Origin of the sequence: Methylobacterium sp. HMF5984 (genome assembly GCF_045033435.1) — a bacterium.
Taxonomy (GTDB): Bacteria; Pseudomonadota; Alphaproteobacteria; order Rhizobiales; family Beijerinckiaceae; genus Methylobacterium.
The window spans coordinates 1,067,191-1,090,527 of record NZ_JBJFLN010000001.1 but is presented as its reverse complement, the minus strand read 5'-3'; the positions used below and the strand labels follow the sequence as shown (position 1 = coordinate 1,090,527).

At 69.4% G+C, this 23,337-nt stretch carries 21 protein-coding genes and 1 tRNA gene; 14 read left to right on the top strand and 8 right to left on the bottom strand.

The features are described from left to right. Positions 1-29 precede the first annotated feature (29 nt). Positions 30-2,291, bottom strand: a complete 2,262-nt coding sequence (locus ACFZ8E_RS05155; RefSeq protein WP_405042223.1) for a sensor histidine kinase — start codon at positions 2,289-2,291, stop codon at positions 30-32. 7 nt (positions 2,292-2,298) lie between these two features. Next, a complete protein-coding gene (locus tag ACFZ8E_RS05150) occupies positions 2,299-2,628 on the bottom strand; it encodes a SelT/SelW/SelH family protein (protein ID WP_147844652.1) in 330 nt (109 codons plus the stop codon). A gap of 179 nt (positions 2,629-2,807) precedes the next feature. Here ACFZ8E_RS05150 and ACFZ8E_RS05145 point away from each other — a divergent pair, with 179 nt between their 5' ends. From ACFZ8E_RS05145 to ACFZ8E_RS05135, 3 genes are read left to right on the top strand one after another with little or no spacing between them, the layout of a single operon-like run. Further along, positions 2,808-3,443, top strand: coding sequence for a LemA family protein (locus ACFZ8E_RS05145; RefSeq protein WP_147859166.1), 636 nt, complete (start codon positions 2,808-2,810; stop codon positions 3,441-3,443). Positions 3,444-3,456: 13 nt separating this feature from the next. Further along, on the top strand, positions 3,457-4,239 hold the full coding sequence (locus tag ACFZ8E_RS05140; protein WP_244030498.1) for a YgcG family protein: 783 nt from the start codon (positions 3,457-3,459) through the stop codon (positions 4,237-4,239). Then, complete coding sequence (locus ACFZ8E_RS05135) at positions 4,229-4,855, top strand: TPM domain-containing protein (RefSeq protein ID WP_244030497.1); 627 nt, start codon at positions 4,229-4,231, stop codon at positions 4,853-4,855. The genes ACFZ8E_RS05140 and ACFZ8E_RS05135 overlap by 11 nt, the downstream gene beginning before the upstream one ends. 144 nt (positions 4,856-4,999) lie before the next feature. Here ACFZ8E_RS05135 and moaA read toward each other — a convergent pair whose 3' ends face one another. After that, a complete protein-coding gene (gene moaA / locus ACFZ8E_RS05130) occupies positions 5,000-6,019 on the bottom strand; it encodes a GTP 3',8-cyclase MoaA (protein ID WP_147728340.1) in 1,020 nt (339 codons plus the stop codon). 153 nt (positions 6,020-6,172) lie between these two features. Between moaA and ACFZ8E_RS05125 the strand changes: the two genes are divergently transcribed. Continuing rightward, positions 6,173-6,622: a gamma-butyrobetaine hydroxylase-like domain-containing protein gene (locus ACFZ8E_RS05125; protein WP_243935557.1), complete on the top strand. Its 450-nt coding sequence runs from the start codon at positions 6,173-6,175 to the stop codon at positions 6,620-6,622. 87 nt (positions 6,623-6,709) lie between these two features. Here ACFZ8E_RS05125 and ACFZ8E_RS05120 read toward each other — a convergent pair whose 3' ends face one another. The 5 genes from ACFZ8E_RS05120 to nadA all read right to left on the bottom strand — a co-directional run bounded on the left by ACFZ8E_RS05120 (position 6,710) and on the right by nadA (position 12,816). Continuing rightward, positions 6,710-7,369 carry a L,D-transpeptidase gene (locus ACFZ8E_RS05120; RefSeq protein ID WP_147843841.1) on the bottom strand — a complete coding sequence of 220 codons (660 nt, stop codon included), beginning with the start codon at positions 7,367-7,369 and terminating at the stop codon, positions 6,710-6,712. Between the two features lie 516 nt (positions 7,370-7,885). Beyond that, positions 7,886-9,283, bottom strand: a complete 1,398-nt coding sequence (locus tag ACFZ8E_RS05115; protein WP_405042221.1) for a cytochrome P450 — start codon at positions 9,281-9,283, stop codon at positions 7,886-7,888. A 136-nt stretch (positions 9,284-9,419) separates the two neighbouring features. After that, on the bottom strand, positions 9,420-10,274 hold the full coding sequence (gene nadC, locus ACFZ8E_RS05110; protein ID WP_147728344.1) for a carboxylating nicotinate-nucleotide diphosphorylase: 855 nt from the start codon (positions 10,272-10,274) through the stop codon (positions 9,420-9,422). After that, positions 10,271-11,797 carry an L-aspartate oxidase gene (locus tag ACFZ8E_RS05105; RefSeq protein WP_405042220.1) on the bottom strand — a complete coding sequence of 509 codons (1,527 nt, stop codon included), beginning with the start codon at positions 11,795-11,797 and terminating at the stop codon, positions 10,271-10,273. Before ACFZ8E_RS05105 ends, nadC begins: the two co-directional genes overlap by 4 nt. Continuing rightward, positions 11,794-12,816 carry a quinolinate synthase NadA gene (nadA, locus tag ACFZ8E_RS05100; protein WP_405042218.1) on the bottom strand — a complete coding sequence of 341 codons (1,023 nt, stop codon included), beginning with the start codon at positions 12,814-12,816 and terminating at the stop codon, positions 11,794-11,796. The genes ACFZ8E_RS05105 and nadA overlap by 4 nt, the downstream gene beginning before the upstream one ends. Positions 12,817-13,212: 396 nt before the next feature. On the opposite strand from nadA, the gene ACFZ8E_RS05095 reads away from it, so the two are divergent. From ACFZ8E_RS05095 to ACFZ8E_RS05050, 10 genes are all read left to right on the top strand, one after another. Continuing rightward, the gene (locus tag ACFZ8E_RS05095; protein WP_147724908.1) at positions 13,213-13,965 is read left to right on the top strand and encodes a sigma-70 family RNA polymerase sigma factor; all 753 of its coding nucleotides are present in this window, start codon (positions 13,213-13,215) and stop codon (positions 13,963-13,965) included. Between the two features lie 310 nt (positions 13,966-14,275). After that, complete coding sequence (gene paoA / locus ACFZ8E_RS05090; RefSeq protein WP_405042216.1) at positions 14,276-14,929, top strand: aldehyde dehydrogenase iron-sulfur subunit PaoA; 654 nt, start codon at positions 14,276-14,278, stop codon at positions 14,927-14,929. A gap of 11 nt (positions 14,930-14,940) precedes the next feature. Further along, positions 14,941-15,912 carry an FAD binding domain-containing protein gene (locus ACFZ8E_RS05085; protein WP_405042215.1) on the top strand — a complete coding sequence of 324 codons (972 nt, stop codon included), beginning with the start codon at positions 14,941-14,943 and terminating at the stop codon, positions 15,910-15,912. A 26-nt stretch (positions 15,913-15,938) separates the two neighbouring features. Beyond that, entirely contained in the window at positions 15,939-18,164 is a 2,226-nt protein-coding gene (locus ACFZ8E_RS05080) for a molybdopterin cofactor-binding domain-containing protein (RefSeq protein ID WP_405042214.1), read from the top strand. Positions 18,165-18,235: 71 nt separating this feature from the next. Further along, positions 18,236-19,771, top strand: a complete 1,536-nt coding sequence (locus tag ACFZ8E_RS05075; protein WP_405042213.1) for an acyl-CoA synthetase — start codon at positions 18,236-18,238, stop codon at positions 19,769-19,771. Further along, positions 19,768-20,616, top strand: coding sequence for a glycosyltransferase family 2 protein (locus ACFZ8E_RS05070; RefSeq protein ID WP_243936472.1), 849 nt, complete (start codon positions 19,768-19,770; stop codon positions 20,614-20,616). Before ACFZ8E_RS05075 ends, ACFZ8E_RS05070 begins: the two co-directional genes overlap by 4 nt. A 13-nt stretch (positions 20,617-20,629) precedes the next feature. Continuing rightward, a tRNA-Ser gene (locus ACFZ8E_RS05065) sits at positions 20,630-20,721 on the top strand. A gap of 158 nt (positions 20,722-20,879) precedes the next feature. Further along, positions 20,880-21,251 carry a hypothetical protein gene (locus ACFZ8E_RS05060; protein ID WP_405042212.1) on the top strand — a complete coding sequence of 124 codons (372 nt, stop codon included), beginning with the start codon at positions 20,880-20,882 and terminating at the stop codon, positions 21,249-21,251. A 568-nt stretch (positions 21,252-21,819) separates the two neighbouring features. Further along, the gene (locus tag ACFZ8E_RS05055) at positions 21,820-22,467 is read left to right on the top strand and encodes an HNH endonuclease (protein WP_405042211.1); all 648 of its coding nucleotides are present in this window, start codon (positions 21,820-21,822) and stop codon (positions 22,465-22,467) included. A 9-nt stretch (positions 22,468-22,476) separates the two neighbouring features. After that, a complete protein-coding gene (locus ACFZ8E_RS05050; protein WP_405042210.1) occupies positions 22,477-23,313 on the top strand; it encodes an HNH endonuclease in 837 nt (278 codons plus the stop codon). Positions 23,314-23,337 lie beyond the last annotated feature (24 nt).

Here is a 23,337-nt window from a genome sequence, read left to right as displayed (position 1 = left end):
CGTCTGGCCATCCTGAAACACCCGCCCCATCAGCCGAATCGCGGCAGCGGCGCGATCCGGGGCACGTCGGTGCCGCCCTTGCGCTCGAGCAGGCCGGGCGGCGGAACCGGCGCCACGATCGTGCAGACGACGCCTGCGGGATCGAAGGCGAGATTGACCTCGCCGGCGAGCTCGCGGGCGAGGCTGCGCTCGATCAGCCGCGAGCCGAAACCGGTGCGCGTCGGCTTCGCCACCGGCGGGCCGCCGCTCTCGACCCATCGCAGGGTGAGGCTGACCTCGTCGTCGCGCCGGAGCGTCCAGGCGATGTCGATGCGGCCGCCTTCGCGCGAGAGCGCACCGTACTTGACCGCGTTGGTGCCGAGTTCGTGCAGCGCCATGGCGATCGACAGCGCGATCCGCGGCGGCAGCCGCAACGGCGGCCCGGAGACGCGGAAGCGCGAGACCTCCGGGGAATCGAGCGGGCGGATCGCGTCGGCGACGACCGTGGCGATCTCGGCCCCCTCCCAGCTCTCGCGGGTGAGCACGTCGTGGACGCGGGCGAGCGCCAGGAGCCGCGCCTCGAAGGCGCCGCGGGCCGCATCGGCCTCGGCCCCGTCGAGGCTGCGCAGGGACTGGTTGGCGATCGACTGGACGGTGGCCAGCGTGTTCTTCACCCGGTGGTTCAGCTCGTGGATCAGGAGCAGCAGGTGCTCCTCGGCGGACTTCGCATCGGTGATGTCGACGTTGCAGCCGGTGTAGCCGAGGAAGGTGCCGCCGTCGTCGAGGCGCGGCACGCCCTCGCAGCGGAGCCAGCGAACCGCCCCGTCGCGGTCGATCACCCGGACCTCGGTGCGGAAGGGCTTCCGCGCGTCGAAGGCGTCGGTGAAGGTGGCCGAGAAGCCGGCGAGGTCGTCGGGATGGACGATCTTGTGCCAGCCCTCGTTGGCCAGCGCCGTCGCCGGCATTCCGAAGATGTGCTCGAAATGCATGTTGACGAAGCTGACCGTCGCGGCCTCGTCCGTCATCCAGATCAGCGCCGGCGCGGAATCGGCCATGTGGCGGAAGCGCGCCTCGCTCTCCCGCAGCGCCGAGAGCCCGCGGCGGGTGTCGGCCAGCGCGCGGTCGCGCTCGCCCTCGCGGGTCTTCAAGCGGAGCGAGGCGTCGGTGAGCACGTCGCCGAGGCGGCGGATCTCGTGCACCGGCGAGGCGATGCGCGGGATCGCCTCGCCGCGCGACAGGGCCGGGCCGGAGGCCGCGAGCTGGCGCAGCGGACGCGACACCCGCGACCACAGCACGACCGCGAGCGCCGACGACGTCGCCAGGACGAGAAGACCGAACCCGCCGAAGGCCCAGACCCAGCGGCGCAGCCGCGCGTCGACGAGGGTCTGCGGGATGCTTGTGCCGACCGTCCACCCGGTGAGGCGCGAGCGCGCCTCCACCACGACGACCGGGCGGTGCTGCCGGTCCTTGCCCTGCCAGACGCCGGGCGTCTCGGTCTGGATCTGCCGGAGGCTGGCGAGGCGCGGGCGTCCGACGATCGCGCCCGGGTCGGGCAGGCGGGCGAGGACCAGCGCCTGCCGGTCGGAGATGCCGGTGGTCCAGCCCTCGACGACCTCGCGGGCGAGGATCGCCTGCAGGCGGCTCACGGGCGCGCTGAAACTGAGGATGTAGGCGACGTTCGGGCCGACCATCACCGGCACGGCGACACCGTAGGTGGCATCGCCCGGCATCGGCCCGGGAAGGTAGCCGGTCACCATCGCCCGCTGCGTGCCCGAGGCGATCTCCTTGTCGAACGGCAGCACGGTAATCGGCAGCATGCCGCCGCGCTTGATCCCGGTGTTGACGATCTGCTGCCCGTCGGGATGGCGCAGCATGATGTCGAGGTCGATCGCCTCGCGGACGAGACGGGCCTGCGCGTCGAAGGCCTCGAACTCGCCATCCTTCAGGCGCGGCGAGGTGGCGAGGGTCTGCAGCACCGAGACCAGGCCGGCGGTATCGCGATCGATCGACAGGGCGATGCCGCGCACGTTCTCGCGGGCATCCTGCTCGAAGCGCGCACGCTCGACGGAGGCGTAGCGGGCGAGCAGGATCGCGGTGAAGATCAGGCCCGGCCCGATCAGCGCGATCACCAGCGCAACGAGGTAGACCTGCGTCGAGGCGCCGTTCCGCTCGAGCCGCTCGATGCGACGGCGGAGCCAGCTCGGACGCGGGCCGCGGCGGCCGCGGGCGGCGGGCAGCTCGCTCGGGCTCACCGCAGCATCCGGATCGCGGGCGGGCGCGGCGGCGTCATCGGGGGCGTAGTCCTGCAGCATCGCGCCATCACGGGTCGGACTTCGGCCGATCGGAGCTCGGCCGGTCGATATGGCCGAGATCGCGCGCCGGATCGAGCCGGTCGCGCACGCGCTGCTTTAGGGCCTTCACGTCGGGGAAGCCGCCGTCGCGGGTCCGCTCCCAGACCGTGTCGGGGCCGACGGTGATCGAGAAGGCGCCGCCGCTCGCCGGGATCAGCGCGACCTCGCCGAGGTCGTCGCGGAAGGTCGAGAGCAGTTCCTGCGCCATCCAGGCGGCCCGCAGGAGCCAGTTGCACTGGGTACAATAGGTGATGGCAACGCGCGGCTTGTCCGCCGCAGCTTGAGGCGTGTCATCCATGGCGCGCACAGCGCACCGCGGCGATGGGCTTGTCAACCTCGACCGGCTCCGCCCGGACGAACGCGCGACGCATCGCGAACGCGCGGCGCGGCCCTTCTCCCGGCGGGTGCGGCACCCTATCTCACGTCGGCGTGATTACGGCCAAGCTGGGCCGGACGAGGCAGGCAGGAGTGGTGGACATGTCGTCGAGTGCGGACTTCGCAACGCCGCGGACCAGCCCGATCATCGCCCGCATCGCCGGTGCGCTGATCGCGATGCTGTTCGCGTCCTGCCTCTCCGGTTGCGGCGCGATCAACCGCGTGCCCACCCTGGAGGAGCAGGCGAAATCCTCCTGGAGCGAGGTGCAGAACCAGTACCAGCGCCGGGCCGACCTGATCCCGAACCTCGTCGAGACGGTGAAGGGCTACGCCAAGCAGGAGCAGGACACCCTGACCAAGGTGACCGAGGCCCGCGCCAACGCCACCAGCGTCAAGGTCGACGCCTCGACGATCACCGACCCGGCCAAGTTCAAGCAGTTCCAGGACGCGCAGAACCAGCTCAGCGGTGCGCTCGGGCGCCTGCTGGCCACGGTCGAAGCCTACCCCGACCTGAAGTCGAACCAGAACTTCCTGGCGCTGCAGTCGCAGCTCGAGGGCACCGAGAACCGGATCGCGGTGGCGCGGCGCGACTACATCGGCACGGTCCAGGCCTACAACACCGAGATCCGCACCATTCCCGGCCGCTGGATCGCGGCGTGGTTCTACCCGGAATCGAAGCCGATGGAGACTTTCACGGCAACGCCCAATTCCGAGCGGGCGCCGAACGTGAAGTTCTAGGGATTTCTCGCGCATGCGGCGCGGAGCGCTCAGGGCCTTCCCCCTCGTCCTCGCCCTCGTGGCCTGCGCCGGGCTGTGGACGGCTGCGGCGGCCGCGGAGCTGACCTTCCCGAAGCTGACCGGGCGCGTCGTCGACGCCGCCGGGATCCTCACCCCCGAGCAGCGCGGGACCCTGGAGGCCAAGCTCAAGGCCTACGAGGACAAGACCTCCGATCAAGTCGTCGTCGCGACGGTGCCGAACCTTCAGGGCATCACGATCGAGGATTACGCCAACCGCCTGTTCCGGGAGTGGAAGATCGGTCAGGCGAAGACCAACAACGGCGCCCTGCTGATCGTGGCGCCGACCGAGCGCAAGGTCCGCATCGAGGTCGGCTACGGCCTCGAAGGCGCCCTCACCGACGCCCTGTCCCGCGTCATCATCGCGAGCGCGATCACGCCGCGCTTCAAGGACGGCGACTTCGCCGGCGGGATCACCGCCGGCGTCGACGGCATGCTCTCGATCCTCTCGGGCGACGCCGAGGTCTGGCAGCGAAAGCCGAAGGTCCGTTCCGACGAGGTCGATCCGGCGCAGGTCGCGATCTTCATCGGCCTGTTCCTTCTCATCCTGTTCGTGGCGTGGCGGATGAACCGCGGTGGCCGCGGGCGCGGCGGCGGCATCGTCTTTCTTCCTGGGCCGGGGACCGGCGGTTGGAGCGGCGGCACCTCGGGCGGGTTCGGCGGCGGCTTCTCCGATGGGGGCGGGTTCTCGGGCGGCGGCGGCTCGTCCGGCGGCGGAGGAGCCTCGGGTGATTGGTAGCCCCCTGCTCACGCCGGATGCCTGCGCACGGATCGAGCGAGCCGTCGGCCGCGCGGAGGCCGGCACCGCCGGCGAGATCGTGGTGATGGTGACGGCCCGGGCCGGGCAGTACCGCTCGATCGTGCACGTCGCGGCCCTCGTCGCCGGCCTGATCCTACCCTGGCCGCTGCTGGTGCTGACCAGCTGGAGCACCGGAGCGATCCTGCTCGCGCAAGCCGCCCTCGTGGCGGCCCTCCTCGCGGCGGGCCTGTCGGAGCGACTGCGCGTCGCGCTGACGCCCCGTCGTGTCCGGCGCTCGCGGGCTCGCGACGCCGCCCGCCGGGCGTTCTGGTCACGCGGGCTGGGACGCACCCGCGGACGGACCGGGATCCTGCTCTACCTGTCGCTGGCCGAGCATCATGCCGAGATCGTCGCCGACCAGGGCATCCTGGATCGCGTCGGCGCGGAGCACTGGACCGCGACGCTCGCCGACCTCACCACCGCCCTGCGCAGGGGCGAGGCGGAAGCCGGGCTTCTGCGCGCGGTCGAACGCATGGGAGCGGAGCTTGCGCGTCACGTGCCGGCCGGCCGCGGCGACCCGGACGAGCTGCCGAACCACGTCATCGTCGTGGAATAGGACCGCAGCGGTCCGGACGATGACGGGAGACGCTCCCCGCACCGCGACGGAGGCGATCGCCCTGCTGGGATACCGGAAGCGGATATCCGCTCACCCCCTCACCGTGAGAATTGTGGGGATGAGAATCGAGGGGTCGGGCCGGTCCTAGCCGCCGGTGACACTCATGTGGCGCGGCACCGCGGCCGGGCGCTGGCGCTCGATGACGAAGTCGTGCCCCTTCGGCTTGCGCGAGATCGCCTCGACCACGGCCGCCGTCACGAGCGCGTCGTCCGGCGAGGCGCGCAGCGCCGCGCGGAGGTCGGCGGCGTCCTCCTGGCCGAGGCACATGTAGAGCTTGCCGGTGCAGGTCAGGCGCACGCGGTTGCAGCTCTCGCAGAAATTGTGGGTCAGCGGCGTGATGAAGCCGAGCCGCCCGCCGGTCTCCTCGACGCGGACGTAGCGGGCCGGGCCGCCGGTGCGGTCGGGCAGCGGCGTCATCGTGTAGCGGTGCTCGAGACGCGCGCGGGCGACCGAGAGCGGCAGGAACTGGTCGGTGCGGTCGCCGTCGACCTCGCCCAGCGGCATCACCTCGATCAGCGTCATGTCCATGCCGAGGCCGTGGGCCCAGGCGATCATGTCGGCGATCTCGTCCTCGTTGACGCCCTTCAGCGCCACCGCGTTGATCTTCACCTTGATGCCGGCGGCCCGCGCCGCCGCGATGCCGTCGAGCACGACGGATAGGTCGCCGCGCCGGGTGATCGCCCGGAACTTCTCCGGGTCGAGGGTATCGAGCGAGACGTTGACCCGGCGGATGCCGAGCTCGGCGAGCTCGGCCGCGAAGCGCCCGAGCTGGGTGCCGTTGGTGGTGAGCGTCAGCTCGTCCAGCGCACCGGTGCCGAGATGGCGGGACAGGCGGCGGAACAGGTGCATGATGTCGCGACGCACCAGCGGCTCGCCGCCGGTGATCCGCAGCTTGCGCACGCCGCGATCGATGAACACCCCGCAGAGCCGGTCTAGCTCTTCCAGCGTGAGCAGGTCGCGCTTGGGCAGGAAGTTCATCTCCTCCGACATGCAGTAGACGCAGCGCAGGTCGCAGCGGTCGGTCACGGAGATGCGCAGGTAGGTGATCGCCCGCTGGAACGGGTCGATCAGCGGCGCCGGCTGAACGTGGCTTTGATGGCCCATGCGGGACTCTGAAGGCGGCGATGCAGTTTCCGCGCGGCGATCGGATGACGAACCTAGCATGGATGCGCATATGATGGGACGCAGGCCCGTGGGCAAGCGCGTGCAGGGACGCAGACGCGCCGCCGGCCTCAGAAGTTGCAAGGGAGTTCGACCGTGACCGAGGAACGCTGGCCGACCGAGATCCGGCTTTCGGGAGACAAGCGCGTGCTCAACATCGCCTTCGACGATGGTGGGCGCTACGCGCTGCCGGCGGAGTATCTGCGGGTGTCGAGCCCGTCGGCCGAGGTGCAGGGCCATTCGCCGGCCGAGCGCAAGGTGATCGGCGGCAAGCGCGCGGTCGCGATCCTCGAGATCCAGCCGGTCGGCAACTACGCGGTCAAGCTCGGCTTCGACGACATGCACGACACCGGCATCTTCGGCTGGGGCTACCTGCACGAGCTCGGCCGCGAGTACGACGCCCGCTGGTCGACCTATCTCACCGAGCTGGCCGAGCGCGGCCTGGACCGGGAGACCGCGAAGGTCGCCCCGATCAAAGGAGGCTCCCCCAAGGACGCCGCCGCGAAGGGCGGATGCGGCAGCGGCGGCGGGTGCGGCTGCCACTGAGACCCGCCAGCGAAACGAGAAAGGCCGGCGTCTCCGCCGGCCTTTCTCGTTCTGCAACCGTCCCGTTCCGGACCGGCGATCGGCCGATCAGCGCTGGACGATGACCTTCGTGCCGACCTTGGCGCGGGTGTAGAGGTCGATCACGTCCTCGTTGGCCATGCGGATGCAGCCCGATGACACGGCGGTGCCGATGGTCTCCGGCTCGTTCGAGCCGTGGATGCGGTAGATCGAGCCGCCGAGATACATCGCGCGGGCGCCGAGCGGGTTCTCAATGCCGCCCTTCATGAAGCGCGGCAGGTCGGGGCGGCGGCGCAGCATGGTCGCCGGCGGGCGCCAATCCGGCCATTCCTTCTTCATCGTGATGTTCTGCACGCCGCCCCAGGTGAAGCCGGGACGGCCGACGCCGACGCCGTAGCGCAGGGCCTCGCCGTTGCCGAGGATGTAGTACAGGCGGCGCTCGGCGGTGGAGACGACGATGGTGCCGGCCGAGTACGGGCCGTTATAGGCCACGGTCTCGCGAGGAACCGCCGACATCTGCGGGACGGCGGAGGCCATCGGGTCGGCTGCGTTGAGCGAAGCGTTGGCCGTCGGGACCGCCACGGCCTGGACCGCCTGCGGGCGCACGCGCACCGACAGCGCGTTGTCCAGCGGCTGACGGGTCAACGGGTCGATCTCGTAGGCGAGTGCAGGCGCCGCCCAGGCGGCAGCCGCACAGACGAGCCCGATCAGGGCGAAGTTACGACGCATCAAGGCCTCTCAAAAGGCAGGCGAAAATTGTGGAGAACGCGGTGGACGACGCTTCGGCACGATGCCGTGCCAAGTCTCGCCAAGGGGTAAACGAGCGCGGCCCAAAGCCAAGCCTGAAACCGCGCCGCACCATGGTTCGCGTCGCGCCGTGACACGGTGGCAACACTGTGGCAGCTTTGCCGTATCGGAGCGAGAACGTGGCCGGGTCGCGCGCTGTGGATAACGAACGCTGAAACATCTTTTGCCGGCAGCTGCCGAATACGGCGACGGTGCGGCGGGATCGAGATGAGGACCTGCCGCGACGTGACGCGAACCGATCGTCATCCGGTCGAGCGCTGTCCTAGCCGCGACATCGCGCGGGCTTTGTAGTCTATTCGGCACCATGCCCCGATACGGATGCCTGCCGCACCGGATAGGAGATCTTCGCCCGTATCCTGAGACCACGGGCCACCTTCCGAAGCGCGTTCCTCAAGATCGAGGACGCGCTTTTTCCTTTTGGAAGGCTCGACCGCTGGCTCAGCGCGACTCGACCAGCACCGGCAGGCCGCCCTTCGGCTGCAGGCTGATCGCGCCGAACGGCACCACCGGCGCGTCGGAGGCGAGGCGGAAGCGGAAGCGGCGCCCGAGCACGGCGATCACGACCAGCATCTGCGTCAGCGCGAAGGATGCCCCGACGCAGACCCGCGGGCCGGTCGCGAACGGCAGGTAGGCGAGCCGCGGGCGGCCGACGCCGTTGCCTTCCGTGAAGCGCTCGGGATCGAACAGGTCGGGATCGCGCCAGAGCTTTCGGTGCCGGTGCACGATCCACGGCATCACGGCGATGATCGCGCCGCGCCGGACCCGGTGGCCGCCGACGACGTCGCGAGCCGCGGCCTGCCGCAGGATGGCGGGGATCGGCGGATACAGCCGCATCACCTCGTCGAGCACGCGGCGGGTATAGGGCAGCTTGTCCAAGGCGTCGGGGGTCGCGACGCCGTCGGGCATCGCCGCGTCGAGCTCGGCATGGAAGCGCGCCTCGACGGTGGGATGCAGGGCGAGGAGGTACCAGATCCAGGTCAGCGCTCGCACGGAGGCCGCGCCGCCGGCGATCAGGCTCGCGGCCTCGTCGCGCACCTCCGCATCCGGCAGGCCTTCGCTGGTCTGCCGGTCGCGCCCGTGGGCGAGGCGCCACAACAGGTCGTGCGGGCCGGCGTAGTCCGGCCCTCGCCGTGCGGCGATCATCGCGTGCAGGTCGGCGTCGAGCAGCGGCAGGGCCGGGTCGCGGCGGCGGTGGACGAGGCGGTCCGCGAGCCAAGGCGGCTTCGGGATCAGGTCGATCAGCCGCGGCTTGTGCGGCACCTTCGAAAGCCAGCGCAGGATCGGCAACCCGGCAGGATCGCCGCCGGTGACCACTTGGTTCCACAGCAGCGTCGAGAGGCTTCCGACCGAGCGCTCGATATCGACCGGCGCGGTCGAGCCCTCGGCCTCGACCGTGTCGGCGATGCGGCCGGCCAGTTCCAGCATCGCCGGGATGTCGGGACGGATCGAGCGCGGATCGATCGTCGGCGTCGCGACGCGGCGGTGCCGCCGCCAGACCTCGCCCTCGCTCGCCAGGGTGCCGGTGCGCAGATCGGTCTCGAACAGGCGGCGGATCGAGGTCACGCGGGGATAGTTGTCGAACCGGTCGATCAGCACGTGACGGATCGCGTCAGGATCGCTGACGAAGAGGACCTGCTGGCTCCAGTAGTTGCGCGGGACGATCAGGCGCTCGAACAGCTCGGCGTCGCAGGCCGCGAGCGAGTTGGTCGCGGCGGTCCTCAGGAAGGTCCAGGTCGGCAGCCGCCGAGCCGGACGCGGCGGCATGCCGGGAATCGGCGGATCGCCGGCCGCCGAAGCCGCCCGTTCCGCCACGTCGTCCGATACGCCGACCGCCATGGAACCCCAACCCGATTTCCGGGCCGGATGCTACCGGACCGCCTCGCCTCGCCACGAGACGGCCCTCCCATGCCGATCCGAAGGTCGCGGCACAAGGCCTGATGCCGCGAGGCACCTACCGGTCCGGGTGTTCCGGTCAGGCGGCGTCGAGGCCGAGATCGATGATCGCGGCGCTGTGGGTGATCCAGCCGCAGGAGATCAGGTCGACCCCCGACGCAGCCACCGCGCCGATGGTCGCCGCGGTGATCCGGCCCGAGGCTTCCGAAAGCGCACGCCCGTCGATCATCGCCACCGCCCGGGTGAGCTGCTCCGGGTTCATGTTGTCGAGGAGCACCGCGTCGGCGCCGACCGAAAGCGCCTCCTGCAGCTGGTCGAGCGTGTCGACCTCGACCTCGATCTTGACGAGGTGCCCTGCCCGGGCGCGCGCCCGCTCGATCGCCGGGACGATGCCGCCGGCCACCGCCACGTGGTTGTCCTTGATCAACACCGCGTCGTCGAGGCCGAAGCGGTGATTCGAGCCGCCGCCGGCGCGCACCGCGTGCTTCTCCAGCGCGCGCAGGCCCGGCGTGGTCTTGCGGGTACAGACGATCGAGGCCTTGCCGTGCGGCCGCGCCGCCTCGACGAGCCCTGCCGTGGCGGTCGCGACGCCCGACATCCGGCAGAGCAGGTTCAGCGCGACGCGCTCGGCGGTGAGGATCGCGCGGGCCGGCCCCGACAGCCGGATCACCACGTCGCCGGGCGCGACGCGGGCGCCGTCGCCGCGCTCGACCACGGCCCGCACCGCCGGATCGATCAGGGCGAAGGCGATCACCGCGGCGTCGACGCCGGAGATCACGCCGTCCTGGCGGGCGGCGATGACGCCGTCCAGGCGTGCGTCCGGCGGCACGATCGCATCGGTGGTGATGTCGCCGGCGCGGCCGAGATCCTCGAGCAGCGCGGCGCGGACGATCGGCTCCACGAGGAGCCGCGGCAGGGGCAGGATATCGCTCATCGGGCCAACGCCTCGTCGGTTCGCGCGGGTTCGGATGGGGCCGCGCCAGGGCTGCGCAGCGTCGCCTCGGTGTGCCGGGCCGGCGCGGCGTGCGGATGGTCGCTGCGCCAGTGGCCGCCGCGGCTCTCGCAGCGACCGAGTGCCGCCTGCGCCATCATCCGGGCGGTGAGCGCGGCGTCGCAGCCCGTTTCGGCCAAGCGCGACAGGCCGTCGACGGCGATCTGCAGGCCGGCCGCGTCGCGGACCACGCCGACATGGCGCTCCATGATCGCCCGGATCGCCGGCAGGTCGCTCGATGCGCGCGCGGTGCGGATCTCGGGCAGGACGGCGGCCGGAGGCATCGCGTCGAAGGCGTCGGCGATGAAGCCGGAGAAGGCCAGCGCCTCGAGCAGCGAGTTGCTGGCGAGCCGGTTCGCGCCGTGCAGGCCGGTCGAGGCGACCTCGCCGTTGGCGTAGAGGCCGGGAACGCTCGACGCGCCGGTGCCGTCCACCCGGATGCCGCCCATGTGGTAGTGCGCCGCCGGCCGCACCGGGATCGCCTGCCGCGCCGGATCGATGCCGGCCGTCGCGCACAGGCCCGCGACGGTGGGGAAGCGCGTCGGCATCGAAGCGCCGAGCGCCCCGCGGGTGTCGAGGTAGACCGTGCGGCCCCGCGCCAGGGCCTGGAAGATGCCGCGGGCGACGACGTCGCGCGGGGCGAGGTCGCCGCCGGCGATGCCGGCCATCACGGCGGCGCCGGTCTCGTCGACGAGCCGGGCGCCCTCCCCCCGCAGCGCCTCGGTGGCGAGCGGCATCGGGTCGGCGCCGACGGCGATCGCCGTCGGGTGGAACTGCACGAATTCGAGGTCGCGCATCACCGCGCCGGCCCGGGCCGCCAGCGCGAGGCCGCGGCCGGTGGCGCCGCGCGGGTTCGTGGTCGAGGCGTAGAGCCCGCCGACTCCGCCCGTGGCGAGCACGACGGCGCGGGCACGGATGCGGAAGCGCGCGCCGTCGCGCTCGCACACGACGCCGGCCGCCGCCCCGTTCTCGTCCTGAAGCAGGTCGTGGACCGAGGCGGTCACCACCTCGATGGAGGGCGTCGCGAACACCGCACGCACCAAGGTCTCGAGGACGCGCGCGCCGGTGGAGTCGCCGCCCGCCCGCACGATCCGGCGACGGCCGTGAGCCGCCTCCAGGCCGAGGGCCAAAGCACCATCGGCGTCGCGGTCGAACGGCGCGCCGAGCGAGACCAGCCAGTCGATCAGCCGCGGACCTTCCGCGGCCACCCGAAGGGCGACCGCAGGATCGGTGAGGCCGGCACCCGCAACCTCGGTGTCGGAGGCATGGAGCGACGGGGCGTCGTCGGCGCCGATCGCGGCGGCGATGCCGCCCTGCGCCCAGCCGGTGGCGGTGCCGAGCCCGAGGGGCGCGGCGCTGACCAGCGTCACCGGCCGCGGCGCGAGCCGCAGGGCGACGCTCAGGCCGGCGACGCCGGCGCCGACGACGACGACGCGGTCGGCGGGGTTGCGCGAGAACGCGTTCATCGCGCACCCACCGCGAGCATGCGCTCCACCGCGGCGCGCGCCCGGTCGGCCAAGGCCGGGTCGACGACGACCTCGTGGGTCAAGGTCTCCAGAGCGTGCCGGATGTTCGACAGGCTCATCCGCTTCATGTGCGGGCACATGTTGCACGGCTTGATGAACTCGATGTCCGGGTTCGCGGCCGCGATGTTGTCGGCCATCGAGCACTCGGTCACCAGCACGACCTGCGCCGGGCGCTTCTCGGTGACGAAGTTCATCATCATCGCGGTCGAGCCCGAGAAATCGGATTCGGCGACGACGTCCGGCGGGCATTCCGGGTGGGCGATGACGGTGACGCCGGGATAGCTCTCGCGCACCTCGCGGATGTCGGCTGGGGTGAAGCGCTCGTGCACCTCGCAATGCCCGGCCCAGGTGAGGATCTCGATCTCGGGCAGCACCGCCTGGACGTTCTGCGCCAGGAACTCGTCGGGGATCATCAGCACGCGCTTCACGCCGAGCGAGCGGATCACCTCGACGGCGTTGCCGGAAGTGCAGCACAGGTCGGACTCGGCCTTCACCGCCGCGGAGGTGTTGACGTAGGTCACGATCGGCACGCCGGGATACTTGGCGCGCAGGCCGCGCACGTCGGCGGCGGTGATCGAGTCGGCGAGCGAGCAGCCGGCGCCGAGGTCCGGGATCAGGACGGTCTTGCCCGGGTTCAGCAGCTTGGCCGTCTCGGCCATGAAGTGCACGCCGGCGAGCACGATCACGTCCGCCTTCACCGTCACCGCCTCGCGGGCGAGCGCCAGGCTGTCGCCGACGATGTCGGCCACCGTGTGGAAGATCTCGGGCGCCTGATAGTTATGCGCCAGGATCACGGCGTTGCGCTCGCGCTTGAGGCGGAGGATCGCCTCGATGTCGGGGGCGAGCGCCGGCCATTCGATCGCCGGGATGTGCCGGCTGACCCGGGCGTAGATCTCGGGCAGCGGCAACCCTGCCGGAACGGCGCGGGGGGCGGAGACGGGAAACGCGGTCGACGCCATGGCGCCCTCCATTATGCTCAGTTTGAGCATTGTGCCGCCTAAGTTAGGCGCGCCGGATCGCCGTGTCTAGATATGCTGAGACTGAGCATAACGGTTTTGCGACGCACCCTGCGCGATGCGTCGCACAACGCCGTCGCCCCGGTCCGAGGCTCGCGCGCTTCCGGCGTGATGGGCTCGTGCAGGACAGGTTGGTCGTCCTGTCCGGGATGCGGAATTTTTGACCAGGACGCGGGCCGTGGGAGGACCGACGCCTCGCCGCGATGAGGCAGCAATGCCTAGATCGCCGCAGGCCGAAACCGCTCAAAGATAACCTATGTTGCTGCGGCACCCGATCGATTGCGCGACATCGCGAGCCGGTGCCGAGGCGCCATCGGAACTCCAGCTGCGCGGGGCACGATGCTCATCACCACGGAAGACAGCAATGGCTCCTCGGACTCCCTGTCCGTCGCGGCGCCGAAACTGTCCGATGCGATCCGCATCCATCTCGGTGAGCATCTTCGAACCACGTATGCCGCCTCGATGCAGGCCCCGCCGCCGTCCCATCTCGGCGATCTGCTGGCGCGCCTCGAAGTTGTTCTTGCCGACGCGCAGGGGCGCGACGACGCGGCGTTCAAGGCCGGCCTGCTCGAAGCCGCCACCAGCCTGCACAGCTTCGCCATTTCGCTGACCCGCAACCCCTCGGCGGCCGACGACCTCGTGCAGGACACGATGCTGCGCGCCTGGCGCAGCCGCGGCAGCTTCAAGGTCGGGACCAACCTCGGCGCCTGGCTGTTCACCATCATGCGCAACGCCTTCTACAGCGTCCACCGCAAGCACGCCCGCGAGGTCGCCGACAGCGACGGCGATCACGCCGCGCGCCTGACGAGCCTGCCCGAGCAGGGCGGCCACCTCGATCTTCAGGACGTGCAGGCCGCGCTCGGGCGCCTGTCGCCGCCGATGCGCGAGGCGCTGATCCTCGTCGCCGTCGAGAACGTGTCGTATGAAGAGGCGGCGACGATCCTCAAGTGCCGGATCGGCACCGTGAAGAGCCGCGTGTGGCGCGCCCGCGACCAACTTGCGCACATGCTCGGCTATACCGGCGCCGAGGTCGGCGCCGACCACCTCACGCTCTCGGCGATCGGCGAAGGCGGCCTCGCCGCCGGTGCCTGAGCGGACCGTGCCTTCGCGGGCGCGACCTGCCCCTTCGCGGGCGCGACCTGCGTCGTCGAGCGCGAGCGGTAGCCCCAAGGTCGAGAGCGATCCCTGAAGCCGGGCAGCGCGCTGCGTCCGGGTCGTCGAACTATGCCGCCGCACCGCGCGCCGATCGCGATCACATTCTTTATCCAACCGCGCCGATCCGGCGCAGTCTGGAACGGATCGAATCAATCCGTCTGGCGTTCCCGTTGCGATACCGCCCTGCGGGCACGCACTTCGCCCGCACCACAGCAGCCGGCACCACCGGTCGCACGGGACAGCGAGCATGACGGACAAGACACGAGACGGCGCCTTCGCGCTGACGCGGCGGACGCTGATGGAGAGCTGCGCCGTCGCGGCGGCCGCCACCGGCTTCGGCCTGCCGGCAAAGCCGGCCTTCGCGGACGCACCGGGCGATCCGACGCCGCAGATGCTGCCGGTCCGCCTGACGGTGAACGGCACCGAGCACGACCTCACCCTCGACACGCGCACCACCCTGCTCGACGCGCTGCGCGAGCATCTCGACCTCAACGGCTCGAAGAAGGGCTGCGACCACGGCCAATGCGGCGCGTGCACGGTGCTGGTGGATGGGCGCCGGATCAATTCCTGCCTGACGCTCGCCGCGATGCACGATGGCGACGCGATCACCACGATCGAAGGCTTGGGCACCGAGGAGCAGCTCCACCCGATCCAGGCGGCGTTCCTTCAGCATGACGGGTTCCAGTGCGGCTACTGCACGCCGGGCCAGATCTGCTCCAGCGTCGGCATGCTGGCGGAAGTCAAGGCGGGCTGGCCGAGCCACGTCACCGAAGACCTCGTCGGCAAGGCTGCGTTCACCGATGCCGAGATCCGCGAGCGGATGAGCGGCAACCTGTGCCGCTGCAGCGCCTACCCGAACATCGTCGCGGCGATCCGCGACGTCGCCGGCACCGAACTCTAGAGGCGCGCGCGATGAAAGCCTTCACCTATGAGCGGCCTTCCACCGTCCGCGACGCGGCGCGGCTCGCGGCGGACCGGCCGAATGCCAAGTTCATCGCCGGCGGCACCAACCTGCTCGATCTGATGAAGCTCCAGGTCGAGACGCCGGCGACCCTGATCGACGTCAACCGGCTGCCCCTCGACAAGGTCGAGGCCACGCCGGAGGGCGGCCTGCGCATCGGCGCGCTCGTGCGCAACTCCGATCTCGCCGCCGACCCGCGGGTGCGGAAGGATTACGCGGTGCTGAGCAAGGCCCTGCTCGCGGGCGCTTCGGGGCAGCTGCGCAACAAGGCCACGACCGCTGGAAACCTGCTCCAGCGCACGCGGTGCTACTATTTCTACGACACGTCGAAACCCTGCAACAAGCGCGAGCCCGGCTCGGGCTGCTCGGCGATCGGCGGGTTCAACCGCATCATGGCGGTGCTCGGCACCAGCGATGCCTGCATCGCCACCAACCCCTCCGACATGAATGTCGCGATGCGGGTCCTCGATGCCAGCGTCGAGACGCTGTCGCCGAACGGCGCGACCCGCGCGATCCCGATGGCACAGTTCCACCGCCTGCCGGGCGACACCCCGCAGATCGAGACCGCCCTGCAGCCGGGCGAGATCATCACGGCCGTGACGCTGCCGAAGCCCATCGAGGGCCTGCACGTGTATCGCAAGGTACGCGACCGCGCCTCCTACGCCTTCGCCACGGTCTCGATCGCGGCCGTCATCGGCAAGGCGGACGGCAAGATCACGCAGGCGCGGATGGCCTTCGGCGGCCTCGCGCACAAGCCGTGGCGGGTCGAGGCGGCCGAGGCCGTGCTCGCCAAGGGCGGCAGCGCCGACGACGCCGTGGATGCGGTCCTGGACGGCGCCCGCGGCTACGGCACCAACGACTTCAAGATCCCGCTGACCCGGCGGACGCTCCGCGCGGTGGTGACTGACGCCACCCGGACCTGACCGTCCACGCTTTCAGGATGAATGCCATGGAGATGAATCAACCGGTCGGGAAGACGCCGCTCGACGACAGGCCCGACGGCCTCGTCGGACGGCCGATCGACCGCATCGACGGCCGCCTCAAGGTGATGGGCCGCGCGCCCTATGCCTACGAGACCCGAGAAGTGAAGAACCCGGCCTACGGCTTCATCGTCGGCGCGACGATCGCCGCCGGCACGATCCGCTCGATCGATACCGCCGCCGCCGCGAAGGCACCCGGCGTCATCCATGTGTTGACCCACGAGAACGTGCCCGAGCAAGGGGAGAAGAAGGAGCAGGTCTGGCCGCAGCTCGCCGGGACGAACATCGGGTTCTTCGATCAGCCGGTGGCCTTCGTCGTGGCCGAGACCTTCGAGCAGGCGCGCGCCGCGGCCAAGCTGGTGAAGGTCGCCTACGACGTCCGGGCCCCGAAAGCCTCGCTGCGGGCGGCGCTGCCCCAGGCGGTCGAGCCGAAGAAGCAGCAGACCGACCCGGATTCGAAGCTCGGCGACTTCGACGGCGCCTTCGCCGCAGCCCCGGTCAAGCTCGACGTCGAGTACACGACGCCGACGCAGATCCACGCGCAGATGGAGCCGCACGCGACAATCGCCTCGTGGGAGGGCGACAAGGTCGTGCTCTACACCGCCAACCAGATGCTGAACCGCGGGCAGAAGTCGCTCGCTTCGGTGCTGAAGCTGCCGGTCGAGAACGTGCGTCTGGTGAGCCATTACATCGGCGGCGGCTTCGGCTCGAAGCTGCAGCCGATGCCGGAGGCGACGCTCGCCGCGCTGGCTTCCAAGGCGATCCAGCGCCCCGTGAAGGTGGCCCTGACCCGGCAGCAGGAATTCCACGTCGCGACCCACCGCACCGACACGATCCAGCGCATCCGGCTGGCCTCCGACCGCGACGGAAGGCTGACGGCCCTGTCCCACGAATCCTGGTCCGACACGGCACAGGGCGACGAGTTCTACGAGACCTCGGCCAACGTCACGCGCTCGCTCTACGCCGCGCCGAACCGCATCACGCGCCATCGCCTGGCCAAGCTCGACCTGCCGATCGCGTCCTCGATGCGCGCGCCCGGCGAGGCCGTCGGCATGCTCGCCTTCGAGTGTGCCATGGACGAGCTCGCCGAGCAGATCGGCCTCGACCCGATCGAGCTGCGAATCCGCAACGAGCCGACCCAGGACCCGGAGAAGCAGGTGCCGTTCACCGTGCGCCAGCTCGTGCCGTGCATGCGCGAGGGTGCCAAGCTGTTCGGATGGGACCGCCGCAAGGCGGCCGGCACGGTGCGCGACGGCAATTGGATGGTCGGCATGGGCATGTCGGCGGCGGCCCGCCTCAACCCGCTGATGCCGTCCTCGGCGTCGGTGAAGCTCGGCGCCGACGGATACCTGACCGTGCGGATGGCGATGACCGACATCGGCACCGGCACCTACACCATCCTCGCCCAGATCGCCGGCGAGATGATGGGGCTCCCGGTCGAGCGCATCCGCGTCGAGATCGGCGACACCGCCTATCCGGCGGCGGCCGGCTCCGGTGGATCGTTCGGCGCGGGCTCGGCCGGCTCGGCGCTCTACGTCGCCTGCGACAACCTGCGCAACAAGCTCGTGGCGGCGACCGACCTCAACCCGGACGGCGTCGTCTTCGCGGACGGGCGCGTCACCTCCGGCAACCGCTCCGAAGCCCTGATCGACCTCGCCGGGTCGGGCGGCGTCGCGGCGGAGGGCGAGATCAAGCCCGGCGCGTTGAAGGAGAAGTTCTCGCACTACTCGTTCGGTGCGCACTTCGCCGAGGTCGGCGTCGACCGCGACACCGGCGAGATCCGTCTGAGGCGGATGCTCGGCGTCTTCACCGGCGGCCGCATCCTCAACGCCAAGACCGCCCGCAGCCAGGCGATCGGCGGGATGACCTTCGGCGTCGGCGCGGCGCTGATGGAGGATGCGGTGATCGACCCGCGCACCGCCACCTACGTCAACCACGATCTCGCCGAGTATCACGTGCCGGTCCACGCCGACATTCCTGCGATGGACGCGGTGTTCCTGCCGGAGCGCGACGACAAGGCCAACCCGCTCAAGAGCAAGGGGCTGGGCGAGCTCGGCATCTGCGGCGCCGGCGCGGCTTTGGCCAACGCCGTCTACAACGCCACCGGCATCCGCATCCGCGACTATCCGCTGACGCTGGACAAGGTGCTGAAGGGCTTCGAGGAGCAGGAAGGCCGCGTGCCGCGCCGGGCATGACGCCAGGGAGTGGTTGACGGCGGCCTCGCCCATGGACATCCCGCGATGTGCCAACATCCGGGAGCCACGCCATGGTGTCCGCCGACCGCCATCCCCCGAGCCGCTTCAACGCGGCGCGCTACTGCCTCGGTGAGAACGTGCGGGCACGGCCGGACAAGACCGCGCTGATCCTCGTCGGCGCGGGCGAGGCGGTCGAGACCCTCACCTTCGCCGAGGCCGACCGCGCCGTCTGCGGGATCGCGGCCGGGCTCCTCGACCGCGGATTGCGCCGCGGCGACCGGGTGATGATCCGCATGGGCAACGAGGCCGACTACGTCCTCGTCTACTTCGCCGCGCTCGCCGCCGGCCTCGTCGCCCTCCCCTCGTCGCCGCAGCTGACGCCGGCCGAGGCAGCCTTCCTGATGGAGAACTCGGGTGCGGCGGCGGTCGCCGTCGGCGGCGGCTGCGTGGTCGATCCGGCGGCTCTCGGCGACCGCATCCTTCTCGATGCAGCGGCCATCGCCGCGATGAAGACCGAAGCGCCGCTCGCCGACTACGCGGACACCTCCGCCGACGACCCGGCGACCCTGGTCTACACCTCCGGCACCACCAGTCGACCGAAGGGCGTGCTGCACGCCCACCGCGCGGTCTACGGCCGCCGGCCGATGCTCGAGCACTGGCTCGGCCTTTCGGAATCCGACACGATGCTGCACGCCGGCACGATGAACTGGACCTACACGCTCGGCGTCGGCATCACCGATCCGTGGTCCGTCGGCGCGACCGCCGTGCTCTACAACGGGCCGCGCGACCCGTCCGTCTGGCCCCGGCTGATCGCGCGCCATCGCGCCACTATCTTCGCCGCCGTGCCGAGCCTGTATCGCCAGATCCTCAAGTATGGCAACCCGGGCAGCCACGACCTGTCGAGCCTGCGCCACGGCTGCACCGCCGGCGAGGCGCTTCCCGCGGACGTCCTCGACGCCTGGACCGAAGCGACGGGAAAGCCGCTCTACGAGGCGCTTGGCATGAGCGAGATCTCGACCTACGTCTCGACCGGGCCGACGATCGCGCAGCGCCGCGGCTCGCCGGGCAAGCCCCAGCCGGGACGGCGCGTGGCGATCCTGCCGGTCGAGGGCGCACCCGAGCCGGTGCCGGGCGGCGAGACCGGCCTGCTCGCGGTCCACCGCTCCGAGCCCGGCCTGATGCTCGGCTACTGGAACAGGCCCGACGAGGAGGCGCAGGTGCTGCGCGGCGACTGGTTCGCCGGCGGCGACCTCGCCCGGCTCGATGCCGACGGCTATCTCTGGTTCGAGGGTCGCAACGACGACCTGATGAACGCGATGGGCTACCGCGTCTCCCCGAACGAGGTCGAGGGCGCGCTGATCGCGCATCCGTCCGTCTCCGAAGCCGGGGTCGCCGAGCTGGCCGTGCGCGCCGACGTCTCGGTGATCTGTGGCTTCGTCGTGCTGCAGCCGGGCGCCGAGCCCGACGCGGACGCGCTGATCGCGTGGTGCGCCGAGCGCCTCGCGGCCTACAAGCGCCCGCGGGAGATCCGCTTTCTCGACGCCCTCCCCCGCACCGCCAACGGCAAGGTCCAGCGCAAGCGGCTCGCCGCGGCGCCCGGGGCTTGAGCCGCGTGTCCGCGATCCCGCCGAACGGCACGAGCACCCTGCCGATCTCCGTCTTCATCATCGCCCGCAACGAGGCGGACCGCATCGGCGCGACGATCCGTGCGGTGCGCGACCTGACCGACGACCTGGTGGTGGTCGATTCCGGCTCGACCGACGGGACGCAGGCGCTGGCGGCCTCCCTCGGCGCGCGGGTGATCCACAACGACTGGCCGGGCTACGGCCCGCAGAAGCGCTTCGCCGAGGACCAGTGTCGCCACGCCTGGCTCCTGAACCTCGACGCCGACGAGGTGGTGCCGCCCGACCTCGCCGCCAACATCCGCGCCTTGTTCGCCGCCGGCGAGCCCGAAACGCCCGCCTGGCGCATCGCCATCGCCGAGATCTTCCCCGGCGAGAGCCGCCCGCATCGCTGGGCCTACGCCCTGACGCCGGTGCGGCTCTACCGCAAGGATCGCGGGCGCTACTCGCCCTCCCCGGTCCACGACCGCGTGGCGCTCGAGCCCGGCGTCGAGCCCGGACGGCTCAAGGGGGTGATCCATCACTTCTCGGTGCGCTCGCTCGGCGACCAGCTCGACAAGCTCAACCGCTACTCCGACCAGCAGGCCGACGACCTCGAAGCCCGCGGCGTCGCGATCCCGAGCTGGCGCGTGTTCGTAGAGCTGCCCGGCAATTTCCTGAAGGCCTATTTCGGCCGCCGCCACTGCGTCCGCGGCGTCTACGGCTTCCTCACGGCAATGAACTACGCGATCTCGCGCCACCTGCGCATCGCCAAGCACTACGAACGCCGAAGGGCCTCCGCCACGCGCCAAGCCCGCGACCCGCTTGACCGCCCCGGCCCGACCTCTTAGAGCCGACGACGCTGGAGACGTGGCCGAGCGGCTGAAGGCACTCGTTTGCTAAATGAGCATACCCAGAAATGGGTATCGAGGGTTCGAATCCCTCCGTCTCCGCCATTTAATTTCATCAAGCATTTTCAGATGCTTAGCTCGGCATCGGTGAGATGCTTTGTAGTAGCTTTGTGGCAGGCACTTTGTAGCTCTGGTGCTTCGGTGGGTCGCGAGGCAGGTGGTCCCGGCATATGGTGCTCGGGCCTAACGAGGTTCCACCTTCCATGATGACGTTCGTTGCCGACCAGATTCGTGAAATTTTCGACTCTCTGGAGCGAATCAAGCCTGGCGGACTCGATCGGCAAATGGGCGCGGCCGGAATTCAGGTTCTCGACGCGACGTTAGGGCCGCTCGTCCATCAGGATCCGCCCATAGCCGCCGCTCGGTTCGAGCTTCGGCAAGCGCTGGGCGCCTACATAGGCAACGGCAGTGTCACCACGGTAGCGATGCGCACGCCGGAGCACGACCAGACGTTCTTCGACGTCGTAATGACCTTGCTTTCGACCTATGCCGCCGTTCACGATGCTGCCCGACCGACCTTGGCAGCTCGGGATCAGGGTATGGACGAAACCCCCACCGCGAATCCCATCGCCTAGGCAGGCCACGAGTTGCAGCAGCGGGCATAGTTCATCTCTGCCGTCTCGACCTACGGCACGGCGTTCGGTCAGGGGGTGGGTTAGGACCCGCTGATAAGGCCCGATCCCGGTCCGGGCGGAGCTTGGAAGCGGGAAAACGGCAAGGGCTTCCTCGTCCGGGACGTAACAGGGAGCTTGGGCGTTGAAAGCCAAGTCGCCGAGGTCGTCGCGGACCGTGCCGACTCCTCCAGAGTGAGGCACCTAGCGGATGCCGGCTCGGGGGGACTCAGAGGCGGGCGCATCTGCGCGCCCATCTTGCGTGTAAATCAGCGTGCATTGGCGGAGCGATCAGCACCAAGGTTGTTGAGTGGGGGGGGGCGCTCTCACCGCCTACCTTTGGCGCTTGGCTCGCACAGCAGCTCGTAAGCCGAACATCACAAGCCGAGCCTTTGAATTTGTTACAAGAAGAAAGCTTGCTCCCCAGCTTCGGGTGCCTGTTGTATGGCTTTCTACAAAGGCACGCTGATGCTGCACACTCGCGTAAGCCAAGTGGCCGATGCAAAGTGGTGGGACATCTAGGAGCAAAGAGATGGCTTGGCGCGATGACGTGCAAACAGCACTGGCCTCGATAGGCGGCCAAGCACCTCTTCGGAAAATATATGCTGCCGTAGCAAGCGTCCGCGAGGCCAACGGGCAACAATTGCCAGAAACTTGGCAGGCGATTATCCGAAGAGAACTCGAATATAATTCGTCTGACTCTGAGAGTCATCAGAAGCGTTTTGACATTTTCTATAGTGTTGAAGGTATAGGTAGCGGTATTTGGGGCTTACGTTCACTTGAAAAACATACCCCAAAGCCTAGTGACATTAGTGATTTGGTAGAAGATCCTCAACGCCAGGAAACGTATCGCATTTTACGCGACACACCTATGGCAAGGCGTATAAAAAAATTGCACAATAACACTTGCCAGATATGTGGCTTAGCTACTCGCATTTCTGCTACAGAGACATATGCAGAGGCACACCATATTCGCCCTCTCGGCAGGCCTCATTACGGCCCGGACAAACCTGAAAACATTATAATTTTGTGCCCAAATCATCACGTTCTACTTGATTATGGCGCCATTAGATTAGACCAAAAACAAATAAAAATTGTATCTGGTCACATAATATCTGATGAACAATTATTATATCATAATTCTATCATAATCGGAAAATCAGAAACTGACTTGGAGTAAGCAGGCGTCATGCCCTGGGGCCCTTTTTCCGAGCATCTGGTCTACAACCGCCGCCAAGATATCCACGCCGTCTACGGCGGTCAGCAGCAGGGTGGCATCTGCACGCCCAGCCAGCACCCCGTCATCATCGTCTTCACCGGCTCGAGCGGCGAGCAGCACGGCTACGCCGACGGTTGGTCGTCTGAGGGCGTGTTCCGCTACTTCGGGGAGGGACAGCTTGGGGACATGGTGTTCGAGCGCGGCAACCGCGCGATCCGGGATCACCTAGTCGATGGTAAGGACCTCCTGGTCTTCCAGACGCGCGGCCGAGAAGGCGTGCGCTTCCTCGGTCAGTTCGACTGCGCCGGCCATAGGCTCGAGACCGCCCCAGACCGAGATGGCGCCCAGCGCTCTGCCATCGTCTTCGAGCTTGTCCCTGCGAACGTCGGCGAGCAGGCTGAGGAGGATGCGCAACTAGTCGAGGAGCTCGAGCTTGACGTCGACCTCGCAGGTCTACGAACGCGGGCCTTGGAAGCCGCTCGGTCAACGCCGCAGATAGCTGGCACAGCGGCGCGTCGAAGCCTCTACCGACGCTCAGCAGCGGTCCGGCGCTACGTTCTCGCGCGAGCGGCCGGGATCTGCGAGAGCTGCAACGAGCCCGCGCCGTTCATCACCTTACAGGGCGAGCCCTACCTCGAACCTCATCACACCCGCCGCCTAAGTGACGGCGGTCCAGATGATCCTCGGTTCGTGGGAGCGGTCTGTCCGAGCTGCCATCGTGAGATCCACCATGGGCTACATGGGTCCACGAGGAACGAAGCCTTGATCCAGGTTATCCGCCAGAAAGAAGCACCGACAGGTCGCTGACCGCGTCGGGTGCGCGAACGAAAA